Below are 12,689 nucleotides of genomic sequence, written 5' to 3' on the forward strand. Positions count from 1 at the left end.
TCCCCCGTCTCGGAGACGACCCCGCCGTCCGTAGGCACGGACGGCGGAAGATCAGCGATCTGGGACGGCACCCTACCCGGCGGTACTGCCGCCAGAAACCCTCGCGGCCCGGGCCGCGGCCACCGTGAGCCGGCGTCGGCGCCACAGCACGAGCGGCACGGCACCCGCGAGTCCGAGGGCGCTCGGCGCAGCGCCGGCGAGCGCGTTGATGCCCGGCTGGTCGAAGGTGTCGGGCTTGGGCAGCGTCGCCCAGCGGGTGGGCGGCCAGGCGATGACGATGGCACGGCCCACGACGTTGTCCACGGGGACGGCGCCGCCGCCGGGCTGGTTCTGGTGGTAGCGGGAGTCCAGCGAGTTCTGCCGGTGGTCACCCATGACCCAGATTTTGCCCTTGGGTACGGTCTTCTTGAACTGGCCGCCCTGGTCGTCGACGCTGCACGGGGTGTTGCCCGCGAAGACGTACGGCTCGTTGAGCGCCTTGCCGTTGACCTTCACCGGTCCTGTGCCCTTGCACTCCACGGTGTCGCCGCCGACCGCGATGACGCGCTTGATGAGGTCCTTCTCGTCGGCGGAGGGCATCAGGCCGACCCAGCCGAGGACCCGCTGGATCGCGTTCGGGTCGGGGGTGGGCTCGCCGTCCAGCCAGTGGCCGGGGTCCCTGAAGACGACGACCTCGCCGCGCTCGGGCTCCGAGCCGAACCACGGCGTCAGCTTGTCGACGAGGACGCGGTCGCCCTGCTGCAGCGTGTTCTGCATCGAGTCCGAAGGGATCGAGAACGCCTGGACCAGGAAGGTCTTGATGAGCAGTGCCAGGACCAGGGCGATGCCGATGAGGAGCGGGAGCTCCTTCCAGAAGGAGCGGGGCTTCTTCGGCTGCTTGGCGCCCTGCCCGCTCGTCGCCCCGTCACCGCCGTCACCGCCGCCGTCGACGGCTTCAGTCCCGGGGGCCGCACCGTCCGCGACGGCATCGACGCCCGGCTCGTCGGATCGTCCCGGCCGCTCTTCGGGCCCCTCGTGTCCGGATCGTGCGCCGACCGCCAAATCCCCCACATCCACTCCTCAGTCCGTGCCGCCGCCTGCCCCAGATGCGATGCAGGCCCACCACTCCCATAACGAGCGGGAGTTCCGCAGGGGTCGGGAGCCGGATCAATCCGTATCGATCGCCGGGGGCCACCCTATGCGACGCTCCTGTGGCCCTGTCCGATCCCGCACGCGCGTCGGGTACCGACGCATATGTCTCCGGCTTCTCCAGTTTGCGCCAGTGACCGAAGGGCCAGCCGATGACGATGGCGCGTCCGACCACCTCGTCCTCCGAGATGGTGCCGCTGAACTTCTCGGAGCGGTGGAACCGGGAGTCGGCGGAGTCGCTCCGGTGGTCGCCCATCATGAAGAGGCGTCCTTCGGGGACCTTCACCTCGAATTCGAACGCCGACGGCTTGTCCCCGGGGTGGATGTAGGGCTCGTCCAACGGCACTCCGTTGACCGTGACCTTGTCGTTCTTGTCACAGCACTTCACGGTGTCACCGCCGACGCCGACCACTCGCTTGATCAGGTCCCGCTCGCTGTCGGAGGGCAGCAGGCCGATCTGGGTCAGCCCTTCCTTGACCTGCTTGACGACCACCGGGTCGTCCTTCTTCTTGCCCTGTTCCTCTTCCAGCCAGTTGCCGGGGTCCTTGAAGACGACGACCTCGCCGCGCTCCGGCTTCGATCCGAACCAGGGGGTGAGCTTGTCGACGAGGACACGGTCACCGATCCGGATCGTCTGCTCCATGGAGCCCGACGGGATCACGAAGGCCTGCACCAGGAACGTCTTCAGGACGAGGGCTATCAGCAGCGCCACGCCTATGAGGAGGGGTATCTCCTTGATGGCCGAACGCCGCCTGCGGCGCTTGACCTTCTTCGCGAGCTTGCGCCGGTCCGCCCGGCCCGGCAGTACGGGACCGTCGGTCGGCCGGGACCCGGTGGGGAGCCTGGTGTCGGCGTGGTGGCCGGCGGCGCGTGTCCGCCCGCGGCTACCCATGGGCGCCGCCGGGTGCGGGCACGCGCGCGTAGCTGTCGGGGCGCTTCAGGGAGGTCCAGCGGCCGATCGGCCAGGCGATCCAGTCGGCCCTGCCGATGACCTCGTCGACGGGGATCATGCCGCCGCCGGGCTGCCCCAGATGGTCGCGGGAGTCACGGGAGTCGCTGCGGTGGTCGCCGAGGAGGAAGAGGCTGCCCTCGGGGACGACGACGTCGAAGGGCACCTTGGAGGCCGCGTCCCCCGGGTACAGAAAAGGCTCGTCGACGGGCTCGCCGTTCACCTTGATCCTCCCCCGCTTGTCGCAGCAGACCACCCGGTCTCCCCCGGTGCCCACGACCCGCTTGATGTAGTCGGCGTCTCCGAAGTAGCCGCTGCCGTCGAAGACGACCGCGTCACCCCGCTGCGGCTCGGAACCGAAACGGTACGCCAACTTGTTGACGAGCACCCGGTCCCCGGAGCGGAACGCGGGCTGCATGGAGCCGCTCGGGATCTGGAAGGGCTGCACGACGAAGGTGCCGACCAGGAGGAGGGCTCCCACGCCCAGCAGGAACGTCAGCGTGAGCCGGCCGCCCGGCAGCCGCTCGACGACCGACGCGAAAACGGAGCGCGACCGGTCCTCCGTCTCCTCGGATGCTTCGGCGACGTGTGGAACGTCTCCGGAATCGGAGGGTGTGGAGGAGCGGTCGCGCTCCGTGTGCTGTGCTTCGGTGTCCATCGGGGCCAGATGCTATCCGGCCCGGCTGTGGACCCGCGCGGGAGCTCAGCTCTCGCGCTTCTCCTTGATCTTCGCGGCCTTGCCGCGCAGGTCACGGAGGTAGTACAGCTTCGCGCGACGCACGTCACCGCGGGTGACGAGCTCGATCTTCTCGACGATCGGGGTGTGCACCGGGAAGGTGCGCTCGACGCCCACGGAGAAGGAGACCTTGCGGACCGTGAAGGTCTCGCGGACGCCCGCACCCTGGCGACGGATGACTACGCCCTTGAACTGCTGCACACGGGAGCGGTTGCCCTCGATGACGCGGACGTGGACGTTGACGGTGTCACCCGGGCGGAAGGCCGGGATGTCGCTGCGCAGCGACGCGCTGTCGACGGAGTCGAGCAGGTTAGCCATGATCGTCTGCTTTCTTCACTGATGCCACAGGTCATCAGCGGAACGTGGTGATGAGGATTCGGTAGCTGATCGCGTCGGGCGGGCGTCATTCCCCCTGTGGCAGGGGCGCACGCTGGACGTACAGCAGCGGCCTATTCTTCCACGGCCTCGGGGTCTCGCCCAAATCGGCCGTCGGGCCCCGGCCGCCACCCCAGGATCGAGAGCATCTCGCGGTCCTTCTTGTCGAAGGCCGCGGGGTCGCAGCGCTCGATGAGATCGGGCCGGTTGCGGGTGGTGCGCCGGAGCGCCTCGTCCCGCCGCCAGCGCGCGATCTTGCCGTGGTGGCCGCTGAGCAGGACGTCGGGGATGCCGTGCCCGCGCCACTGGGGAGGCTTGGTGTACACCGGGCCTTCCAGGAGGTTGGCCATGGCGCCGGGGGCGAAGGAGTCGTCCTGGTGGGACTCGGCGTTGCCCAGGACGCCGGGCAGGAGCCGGGCCACCGCCTCGGTGACGACCAGGACGGCGGCTTCCCCGCCGGCGAGGACGTAGTCGCCGATGGAGACCTCGTAGACCGGCATGCGGGTCGCGTACTCGTCCGTGACGCGGCGGTCGATGCCTTCGTAGCGCGCGGGCGTGAAGACCAGCCAGGGGCGCTCGGAGAGCTCCACGGCGAGTTCCTGCGTGAAGGGGCGGCCGCTGGGCGTGGGGACGACCAGGACGGGCCCGTGGGCCCCTGCCTCGTACCCGTCCGCCAGGACGTCGTCGAGGGCCGCGCCCCAGGGCTCGGTCTTCATGACCATGCCGGGGCCGCCGCCGTAGGGAGTGTCGTCGACCGTGTTGTGCCGGTCGTACGTCCACTCCCTCAGGTCGTGCACCTGGACGTCGAGCTGTCCACGCGCGCGTGCCTTGCCCACGAGGGAGACGTTGAGCGGTTCCAGGTACTCGGGAAAGATCGTGACGACGTCGAGCCGCATTACGCCGTGCCCTCCGGAGCCGCCTTGTCCTCCGCCTCCGCCGCGTCCCGCGGGGAGGCGATCTCGGCGCGGTCGTCGATGAGGCCGGGGGGCGGGTCGATGATCGCGCGCTGCTCCTCCAGGTCGATCTCGACGACGATCTCCTCGACGAAGGGGATCATCACCTCGCTGCCGTCGGGCCGCTCCACGATGAACAGGTCCTGGGAGGGCAGGTGCGAGATCTCGGTGATGCGGCCGACCTCCGTGCCGTCCTCGAGGACGACGTCGAGGTCCATGAGCTGGTGGTCGTAGAACTCGTCCTCTTCCTCGGGGAGCTCTTCGGGGTCCACCTCGGCGATCAGGAGGGTGTTGCGCAGGGCCTCGGCGGCCGTGCGGTCGCGCACGCCCTCGAAGCGCAGCAGGAGGCGGCCGCTGTGCACCCGGCCGGTCTCGATGGTCAGCGGGCCGGTGGATGCGGGGTCCGTGGCGAGGACGGCGCCGGGGCCGAGCCGCAGCTCCGGCTCGTCGGTGCGGACCTCGACGGTGACCTCACCCTTGATGCCGTGCGCACGGCCGATGCGGGCGACTACCAACTGCACTGCTTTTCTCCTCGTTCACGACTACGGGCCGGGGAAGGCCCTGAAGCCCTCCCCGGCCCGAGCCGGTGCTGCTGTGGTTCTGAGAACCCGGTTCAGCGAACCTGGTCCACGTCGACGAGGTCGACGCGGACACCGCGGCCGCCGATGGCGCCCACGACCGTGCGCAGAGCGCGTGCGGTGCGGCCGTTGCGGCCGATCACCTTGCCGAGGTCATCGGGGTGGACCCGGACCTCGAGAACGCGTCCACGACGCAGGGTGCGCGAGGCCACCTGCACGTCGTCGGGGTTGTCGACGATGCCCTTCACGAGGTGCTCGAGAGCCTCCTCGAGCATGCTCAGGCCTCGGTGGTCTCGGTGGACGTGGCTTCGGCCTCGTCCGCCTTCTTGTCCGACTTCTTGGCCTTCTGAGTGATGGCCTCACCCTTGGCGTCGTCGCCCTCGAGGCCCTTGGTGAAGGCCTCGAACGCAGCGCGCTTGTCCTTGGGCTCGGCGACCTTCAGCGGCGCCGGGGCGGGCAGACCCTTGTGCTTCTGCCAGTCACCGGTGAGCTTCAGGATGGCCATGACCGGCTCGGTCGGCTGGGCGCCGACGGACAGCCAGTACTGGGCGCGCTCCGAGTCGACCTCGATGCGCGACGGGTTCTGCACCGGGTGGTACAGGCCGATCTCCTCGATGGCCCGGCCGTCACGGCGGGTACGGGAGTCGGCGACGACGATGCGGTAGTGAGGCGAACGGATCTTGCCCAGACGCTTCAGCTTGATCTTGACTGCCACGGGAGTGGTGTCTCCTGGTCTTGACGTGGGTGGGCACAACGGTGATGCCGCGTGGGGTTGCGGTACTCGAGTGCCCGATGGACGCGTCAGCCGGAGGAGAGAGGGGTCCTATGCGACTGTCGAGTACAGCTAGCCATTGTGCCATACGCCGCCGGGGCACCCGAACGCGGTCCGGGCGCCCCGCACCGGCTCAGCCCACGCCCACTCCGACCACTTCCGGGATCCGGAAGGGCTTTCCGCAGCCGCCGCACATGATGGGCGCCTGGGCGAGCACGGAGGGCACGACGCGGACATTGCGCCCGCAGTCGCAGACGGCCTTCACTCGCACGCCCCCTCCGGAGGAGCCGTGCCGGGCGGCCGGTCCCCGGAAGCTGCGCGCGGTGTCCGCCGTCGTCGCCGCGCTGTGCGCCTTCAGGGCGCGGTGCAGCCGGTCGATCGTCGGGCGGTAGCGCTTCTTGGCCTCGGGGTTGAGCGTGACCAGCGAGAAGCCGCTGCTGGGATGTGGCTCCTCGGGATGGTCCAGGCCCAGCTCCTCGGCGATCGCGAGGAATCTGCGGTTGTGATAGCGGCCGGCGCGTGAAGTGTCGCGTACGCCGCGCGAGGCGGCGATGCCATGGACTGCCTCGTGAAGCAGTCGCTCGAAGGAGAGCTCGGCGCCGCAGGCGGACGACGACTCTCCGATCAGGGATTCGGGCGCGGCAAGGTCGGGCAGCTCGGGGTGGTGCCGCTGAATGTCGGCCCACGCCTGTGCCAGCTCTGCGGCGAGAACAGGTGGTGTCGTGCTCACGTCGTGACAACGAGCCGGGTGCCCCGGGGGTTCCATTCCGGGGCATCCCAAATAATTTGCACGTACCCGTCAGTTGCCGTTGATGCGTCCGGACGAGGGCGGGTGCGCTGATCTGCGGAGAAGCCTCACAGCTCGCACCAAGCCGGTACGTAGTGGCGCGTACGCCCCAGCGCGTAGAACTACCCCTCGCGCCGGGGCTCGTGGTGTGCGGGGCCGCGCGCGAGCCGGGAACGGTGCGCCGGTACCGGAGCCGCGCTCCTCAGTAGGCCCGGGCCACAAGAGCGACGTTACCCGGGGTCTCATCGGCGTCCGGCACCGCCCCGTCCTCGGCGACCAGACAGCGTACGGACACGGCGTGCTCCGCCAGCCTGGCCTCGCCTTCTTCGCCGAGCACGGCCCACGGGACGCGCGCCCAGCCGCCCGCGGCGGTGGCCTCCACGGCCTCGTCGACCGTGCGGACGTCCGAGGTGCGGGACTCGCGGCGCTCGCGGGCCTGGCTCAGGAGCAGCGCCTGGTCCTCTTCGAGGACGGTGGGCAGCAGGGCGGCGAGGGCGTCGATCGCGACCGGCTCCTTGCCTCCCCTGAGACGGCGGGCCAGCATCGCGGTGCCGTTCTCCAGGTCGCGCGGGCCGACCTCGACGCGCACCGGCACGCCCTTGAGCTCCCAGTCCACCGCGCGCCTCCCGAAGGGGATGTCCGTGCGGTCGTCGACCTGGACGCGGACGCCCGCGGCCTTCAGGGTCTCGCCGATCTCGCGGACCTTGGCCAGGACGGCGTCGTCGCCCTTGATGGCGAGGACGACGGCCTGGACGGGGGCGAGGCGGGGCGGCACGCGCAGGCCGCTGTCGTCGCCGTGCATCATCACCAGGGCGCCGATCAGTCGTGTCGTGCTGCCCCAGGAGGTCTGCCAGACCAGCTCCTGGTTGCCGTCCTTGGACAGGTACCGGGTGTGGAAGGCCTTGGCGAAGTTCTGTCCGAGTTCGTGGCTGGTGCCGAGCTGGAGGGCCTTGCCGTCGCCCATCATCCCTTCCAGGGTGAGGGTGTTGATGGCGCCGGCGAAGCGCTCCTTGGCGGTCTTGCGGCCGAGCACGAAGTCCATGGCGAGGACCTCGCGCATGAAGTCTCCGTAGACGTGGCGGTGGATGTGGGCGGCGAAGTCGCGGGCCTCTTCGTACGTCGCGTGAGCCGTGTGGCCCTCCTGCCAGAGGAACTCCGACGTACGCAGGAACAGCCGCGGGCGCATCTCCCAGCGGACGACGTTCGCCCATTGGTTGATCAGCAGCGGGAGGTCGCGGTAGCTCTGCACCCACTTGGAGAAGTACTCGTTGACGATCGTCTCCGAAGTGGGGCGGACGACGGCCGGCTCCTCCAGCTCCTTGCCGCCGCCGTGGGTGACGACGGCGAGCTCCGGAGCGAAGCCTTCGACGTGCTCCGCCTCCCTGGTCAGGTACGACTGCGGGATGAGGAGGGGGAAGTAGGCGTTCTGGGTGCCTGTCGCCTTGATGCGGGCGTCCATGTCCTGCTGCATCCGCTCCCACAGGCCGTAGCCGTACGGTCGGATCACCATGGTGCCGCGCACCGGGCCGTTGTCGGCCAGCTCGGCCTTGTTGATCAGGTCCTGGTACCAGCGCGGAAAGTCGTCCGCCTGGGGCGTGAGCACAGGTGTCTTGGCCATGGCGCGCATGGTAGGGGCGGGCCTTCGGAGAGTGCGCATTTTTATCGTCCAGGGGGCGCGCGACGGTGGAACACAAGCATTGGCCCACAACCTCTGGACTCCACGACGGATGCGGAGTTCTCTGGCATACGGGGGGAGTGCGAGCGCACTGCACGGGGGCGGACGAACCGTTGGATTACGGCACGGCACTAACTCTCGGCTGATTGGGGCGCATTCGATGACACCAACACTCGTGCAGTCGCACCGCTCCCCCGCGGGCGCAACGCCCCGCGTGGACCGGTGTGCACGCGCGCGTGACTGGGCGGAGATCCAGGAACGGATGCTGGTTCCGCTCTACGAAGCGGTGTACGAACGGCTCGAAGTGGGTGGCGCCACCCGGCTCCTGGGACTCGGCTGCGGTTCCGGACTCGCTCTGCTGATGGCGGCCTCGCGGGGGGCCGTGGTCACCGGCGTGGACCCGTCGCAGCCCGAACGCCTCGCTCTCGCGCGAGAACGCCTCCTGCCGGACGCCGCGGGCGAGGCACGCGCGCGTACCGGCACCCGGCTCATCGAGGGCGGGCCCGCGGACGCGGCGGACCCGGACCTGCCGGCGTACAACCTCGTCACCGCCTTTCAGCCGATCGGCTGCATGGCGGGTGACTCCGAAGGGCTTTCCGGGCTCCTGGAGGCGGCGGCTCCGCTCGCCGGGCGCGGCACTCCGGTGGTGCTCGTCGGCTGGGGCCCTCCGGAGCGCTGTGCGACCTCTTCCGTGCTGCGGGTGGCGACGAAGCTGGCCGACCCGCTGCGGTCCACGGGGAGTTGGCGTCCCGCGCTCCGGGACGACCTGGAGGAGGTCGCCCACCGGGCGGGGCTCAAGCCGGACGGGTCGGGCCGGGTCGCGTGCCCCTTCGGGTACGCGGACGTGGAGAGCGCCACACGCGGGCTGCTCTCGACGGGGCTGTTCGACGCGGCGGCGCGGGCGACGGACCAGGTGCAGGTGGACAAGGAGCTGACGGAGGCACTGCATCAGCATCGGCGCGGGGACGGCACGGTGTGGATGCCGAACGTCTTCCGGTACTTGATCGCGCTCACTCCGTAGGGGGTATCGGCCCTCTCCGTAGCAGCGCCTTGTGTCAGCTGTCCTTGGCCATCCGTGTGATGCCCGCGATCCGGTACGCCGCCGCCTCCTCCAGCGTCTCGTTCTCCAGCAGGGCCGCGGCGAGCGCGTCCAGTTGGTCCCGGTGCTCGCGCAGTTGCCGGCAGGCGCTCTCGTAGCATTCGTCGACGATCCGCCGCATCTCGCCGTCGATCGTGTCGAGGGTGTGGGGGGCCGCCGCGAGCCCGTAGGCCTGCTGGGCGTCGTTGGGCAGGGCGGAGAGGCGGCCCACCCGGGCACTCATGCCCCACCGGCCGACCATGCCGCGCGCGATGTTGGTGACCTGCTCCAGGTCGTTCTCGGCGCCGGTGGTGATGACTTCGTAGACGACGTGTTCGGCTGCCATGCCTCCTAGGGCGCCGATGATGCGGCCCCGGAGGTATTCCTCGGTGTAGGCGTACTTGTCGGAGTCCGGGGTCGAGAGCGTCACGCCCAGCGCGCGGCCGCGCGGCACGATCGTGATCTTGCGGACCGGGTCGGCGCCGGGCTGGAGCATGCCGAGCAGGGCGTGTCCGCTCTCGTGGTAGGCCGTGCGCCTGCGCTCGTCCTCCGGCATCACCAAGGGCCGTTCGGCGCCGAGCTGCACCTTCTCCATGGCTTCGGAGAGGTCGGACTGCGTGACCGTCTTCTGCTTGCGCTTGACGGCGATGAGGGCGGCTTCGTTGGCGAGGTTGGCCAGTTCGGCGCCGGTCATGCCCGGTGTCGTACGGGCGACCTGGGCGAGGTCGACGTCGTCGGCCAGCGGGATGGGCCTCGTGTGGATCTTGAGGATGGCCTCGCGTCCTCCCCGGTCGGGCGGGGAGACGTTGACGACCCGGTCGAACCGGCCCGGCCGGGTGAGGGCGGGGTCGAGGACGTCGGCGCGGTTGGTGGCGGCGAGCACGATGACTCCCTCGGCGCCCGAGAAACCATCCATCTCGGTGAGGATCTGGTTCAGCGTCTGTTCGCGTTCGTCGTGCCCGCCCATCCCGCTGCCGCCGCCGCGGGCGCGTCCGATGGTGTCGATCTCGTCGATGAAGATGATCGACGGGGCGACCTTGCGGGCCTCGGCGAAGAGCTCCCGTACGCGCGAGGCGCCCACGCCCACGATCATCTCGATGAACCCCGAGGCGGAGGCCGAGAAGAAGGGGACGCCCGCCTCGCCGGCGACGGCGCGCGCGAGCAGCGTCTTGCCGGTGCCGGGCGGCCCCGCGAGGAGCACACCGCGCGGCATCTTGGCGCCCATCGCCCGATAGGCGTCCGGGTTCTTGAGGAAGTCGACGACGTCGTTGAGCTCGCCCTCGACCTCGTCGATGCCCGCCACGTCCTCGAACGTGGTCCGCTTCGCACCGGGCTCCAGCTCGACCGGCTTGGGCGGCGTCTTGCGCCCGAGCATGCCGCCACCGCCGCCCATCCCGGCGCTCATGCGCCGGGCGATGAAGATCCACAGAACGACGAGCAGCAGCATCGGGGCGAGGGAGATGAGCAGGTTCGAGAGGAAGCTGCGCTCCTGCACGACGGGCTCGGCGGTGACCGTCACGTCGTGCTTGGTGAGGTCGTCCCAGAGCTTGTCGTCGGCGAAGGCGGGCCGCTGCGTCGTGAACTTGGTGTAGTTCCCCTTGTCCTTGCCGGGCTTGGGCTGCTCCTTCTTGAGCTGGCCCTGGATCGCGTCGCCCTTGGAGTAGATCTTCGTGACGTTGCCGGAGTCGACCTGCTTGCTGAATTCCGTGTACGAGATCGTCGGCTCGTCGCCGTCGCTGAAGAAGGACAGCACGAGGTTGGCGATGACGAAGACGACCAGGGCCGTCACGATCAGGCCGCCCCAGCCGCCGGGCATCTTCTTCTTCGGCGGCGGTGTGGGACCGGGCGAGGGCGCGCCCTCGGAGCGCCACGGCTTGTCGGGCGCCCGGTCCGGCGGCACGGGGTTGCTCATACCGGGACGTTACGACACAACTCGGCCACCGGCACCCGCTCTCTCCCTGGAGAGCGCCGCCTGGAAAACGCTTGGGGCGCCCCTCACCAGAGGGGCGCCTCAAGCGGCGTACGACACGTCCGAGCTAGCCCATGAACTTCTTGAACTCGTCCGGCAGCTCGAAGTCCTTGCCCGGCTGCGCACCCGGCATCCCGAAGGCGGAACCCGCCTGGTTCGCGGCCTCGCGGCGCGCCGCGGCCTCCTGCTCCTCCTGCTTGCGCTTCATCGGGTTGCCCGACTTCCGCTTGCCCTTGGCCTGCTTCTGCTTCTTCTTCTGCTTGCCGGGGCCGCCGCCCATGCCCGGCAGCCCGGGCATGCCCGGCATGCCGCCGCCCTGGGCCATGCGGGACATCATCTTGCGGGCCTCGAAGAACCGCTCGACGAGGTTCTTCACGGCGCTGACGTCGACGCCGGAGCCCTTGGCGATACGGGCCCGCCGCGAGCCGTTGATGATCGTCGGCTCCTGACGCTCCAGGGGCGTCATCGACTTGATGATGGCGGCGGTGCGGTCGACGTCGCGCTCGTCCAGATTGTTGATCTGGTCCTTGATCTGCCCCATGCCGGGCATCATCCCGAGCAGCTTGCTGATGCTGCCCATCTTCCTGACCTGCTCCATCTGGGCCAGGAAGTCGTCGAGCGTGAAGTCCTGGCCCTTCTTGGAGGCCAGCTTCGAGGCCATCTTCTCGGCCTCTTGCTGCGAGAAGGTCTGCTCGGCCTTCTCGATCAGCGTGAGCATGTCGCCCATGCCGAGGATGCGGGACGCCATGCGGTCCGGGTGGAACGCGTCGAAGTCGTCCAGCTTCTCGCCGTTCGACGCGAACATGATCTGGCGTCCCGTGACCTGCGCGATCGACAGGGCGGCACCACCACGGGCGTCACCGTCGAGCTTCGACAGCACGACACCGTCGAAGCCGACGCCGTCACGGAAGGCCTCCGCCGTGTTGACGGCGTCCTGACCGATCATGGCGTCGACGACGAAGAGGACCTCGTCCGGGCTGACCGCGTCCCGGATGTCGGCGGCCTGCTGCATGAGCTCCTGGTCGATGCCCAGGCGGCCGGCGGTGTCGACGATGACGACGTCGTACTGCTTCGTCCGCGCGAACTCGATGGAGTCCTTGGCGACCTGCACGGGGTCACCGACGCCGTTGCCCGGCTGGGGGGCGTACACACCGACGCCCGCGCGCTCGGCGACCACGCTCAGCTGGTTGACGGCGTTGGGACGCTGCAGGTCACACGCGACGAGGAGCGGCGAGTGGCCCTGCCCCTTCAGCCAGAGACCGAGCTTTCCGGCGAGGGTCGTCTTACCGGCACCCTGCAGACCCGCGAGCATGATGACCGTCGGGGCGGTCTTCGCGAACCGCAGGCGGCGCGTCTCGCCACCGAGGATGCCGATGAGCTCCTCATTGACGATCTTGATGACCTGCTGGGCGGGGTTGAGGGCCTGGGAGACCTCGGCGCCGGCCGCGCGCTCCTTGACCTGCTTGATGAACGCACGGACGACGGGCAGGGCCACGTCCGCCTCGAGCAGGGCGATGCGGATCTCGCGCGCCGTGGCGTCGATGTCCGCCTCGGACAGGCGGCCCTTGCCCCGGAGGTTCTTGAATGTCGCTGCGAGGCGGTCGGAGAGAGTATCGAACACGGCGGTCGCGAATCCTCGGGTCGGGGGAAGGGGGACAGGTCGCCTTCCAGAGTATCTGGCGAGTGCGG

13 protein-coding genes are annotated in these 12,689 nt (G+C 69.6%); 1 reads left to right on the plus strand and 12 read right to left on the minus strand.

Annotation, left to right across the window (positions count from 1 at the left end; all coding sequences use genetic code 11):
* Nucleotides 1-72 precede the first annotated feature (72 nt).
* From lepB (ACH4D5_RS30640) to proS, 10 genes are all read right to left on the minus strand, one after another.
* Nucleotides 73-1,050, minus strand: coding sequence for a signal peptidase I (gene lepB, locus ACH4D5_RS30640; RefSeq protein ID WP_398308670.1), 978 nt, complete (start codon nt 1,048-1,050; stop codon nt 73-75).
* Nucleotides 935-2,020: a signal peptidase I gene (lepB, locus tag ACH4D5_RS30645; RefSeq protein WP_398308672.1), complete on the minus strand. Its 1,086-nt coding sequence runs from the start codon at nt 2,018-2,020 to the stop codon at nt 935-937. The genes lepB (ACH4D5_RS30640) and lepB (ACH4D5_RS30645) overlap by 116 nt, the downstream gene beginning before the upstream one ends.
* Complete coding sequence (gene lepB / locus ACH4D5_RS30650; RefSeq protein WP_398308674.1) at nt 2,013-2,735, minus strand: signal peptidase I; 723 nt, start codon at nt 2,733-2,735, stop codon at nt 2,013-2,015. Before lepB (ACH4D5_RS30650) ends, lepB (ACH4D5_RS30645) begins: the two co-directional genes overlap by 8 nt.
* A gap of 45 nt (nt 2,736-2,780) precedes the next feature.
* Nucleotides 2,781-3,131, minus strand: a complete 351-nt coding sequence (gene rplS / locus ACH4D5_RS30655) for a 50S ribosomal protein L19 (protein WP_055569038.1) — start codon at nt 3,129-3,131, stop codon at nt 2,781-2,783.
* 131 nt (nt 3,132-3,262) lie between these two features.
* A complete protein-coding gene (trmD, locus tag ACH4D5_RS30660) occupies nt 3,263-4,084 on the minus strand; it encodes a tRNA (guanosine(37)-N1)-methyltransferase TrmD (RefSeq protein WP_398308676.1) in 822 nt (273 codons plus the stop codon).
* Nucleotides 4,084-4,662, minus strand: a complete 579-nt coding sequence (gene rimM, locus ACH4D5_RS30665) for a ribosome maturation factor RimM (protein WP_398308678.1) — start codon at nt 4,660-4,662, stop codon at nt 4,084-4,086. The genes trmD and rimM overlap by 1 nt, the downstream gene beginning before the upstream one ends.
* Nucleotides 4,663-4,754: 92 nt before the next feature.
* On the minus strand, nt 4,755-4,994 hold the full coding sequence (locus tag ACH4D5_RS30670; protein ID WP_327353152.1) for an RNA-binding protein: 240 nt from the start codon (nt 4,992-4,994) through the stop codon (nt 4,755-4,757).
* A gap of 2 nt (nt 4,995-4,996) precedes the next feature.
* On the minus strand, nt 4,997-5,434 hold the full coding sequence (gene rpsP / locus ACH4D5_RS30675; protein WP_398308681.1) for a 30S ribosomal protein S16: 438 nt from the start codon (nt 5,432-5,434) through the stop codon (nt 4,997-4,999).
* Between the two features lie 190 nt (nt 5,435-5,624).
* Entirely contained in the window at nt 5,625-6,221 is a 597-nt protein-coding gene (locus ACH4D5_RS30680; RefSeq protein ID WP_362994255.1) for a hypothetical protein, read from the minus strand.
* A gap of 259 nt (nt 6,222-6,480) precedes the next feature.
* Complete coding sequence (gene proS, locus ACH4D5_RS30685) at nt 6,481-7,896, minus strand: proline--tRNA ligase (protein ID WP_398308683.1); 1,416 nt, start codon at nt 7,894-7,896, stop codon at nt 6,481-6,483.
* 217 nt (nt 7,897-8,113) lie between these two features.
* On the opposite strand from proS, the gene ACH4D5_RS30690 reads away from it, so the two are divergent.
* Nucleotides 8,114-8,974: an SAM-dependent methyltransferase gene (locus tag ACH4D5_RS30690; RefSeq protein WP_398308685.1), complete on the plus strand. Its 861-nt coding sequence runs from the start codon at nt 8,114-8,116 to the stop codon at nt 8,972-8,974.
* A gap of 34 nt (nt 8,975-9,008) precedes the next feature.
* On the opposite strand, the gene ftsH is transcribed toward ACH4D5_RS30690, so the two are convergent.
* Entirely contained in the window at nt 9,009-10,943 is a 1,935-nt protein-coding gene (gene ftsH / locus ACH4D5_RS30695) for an ATP-dependent zinc metalloprotease FtsH (RefSeq protein WP_398308687.1), read from the minus strand.
* A gap of 124 nt (nt 10,944-11,067) precedes the next feature.
* Nucleotides 11,068-12,621, minus strand: a complete 1,554-nt coding sequence (gene ffh / locus ACH4D5_RS30700; protein ID WP_398308689.1) for a signal recognition particle protein — start codon at nt 12,619-12,621, stop codon at nt 11,068-11,070.
* Nucleotides 12,622-12,689 lie beyond the last annotated feature (68 nt).

Origin of the sequence: Streptomyces sp. NPDC018029 (assembly GCF_044327655.1) — a bacterium.
Classification (GTDB): Bacteria; Actinomycetota; Actinomycetes; order Streptomycetales; family Streptomycetaceae; genus Streptomyces.

Bases quoted from the DNA above. Each gene is read 5' to 3' on its own strand.
- ftsH (WP_398308687.1), bottom strand. From the start codon at position 10,943: ATGAGCAACCCCGTGCCGCCGGACCGGGCGCCCGACAAGCCGTGGCGC.
- lepB (WP_398308672.1), bottom strand. From the start codon at position 2,020: ATGGGTAGCCGCGGGCGGACACGCGCCGCCGGCCACCACGCCGACACC.
- proS (WP_398308683.1), bottom strand. From the start codon at position 7,896: ATGGCCAAGACACCTGTGCTCACGCCCCAGGCGGACGACTTTCCGCGC.
- rplS (WP_055569038.1), bottom strand. From the start codon at position 3,131: ATGGCTAACCTGCTCGACTCCGTCGACAGCGCGTCGCTGCGCAGCGAC.
- trmD (WP_398308676.1), bottom strand. From the start codon at position 4,084: ATGCGGCTCGACGTCGTCACGATCTTTCCCGAGTACCTGGAACCGCTC.
- ACH4D5_RS30670 (WP_327353152.1), bottom strand. From the start codon at position 4,994: ATGCTCGAGGAGGCTCTCGAGCACCTCGTGAAGGGCATCGTCGACAAC.
- lepB (WP_398308674.1), bottom strand. From the start codon at position 2,735: ATGGACACCGAAGCACAGCACACGGAGCGCGACCGCTCCTCCACACCC.
- ACH4D5_RS30690 (WP_398308685.1), top strand. From the start codon at position 8,114: ATGACACCAACACTCGTGCAGTCGCACCGCTCCCCCGCGGGCGCAACG.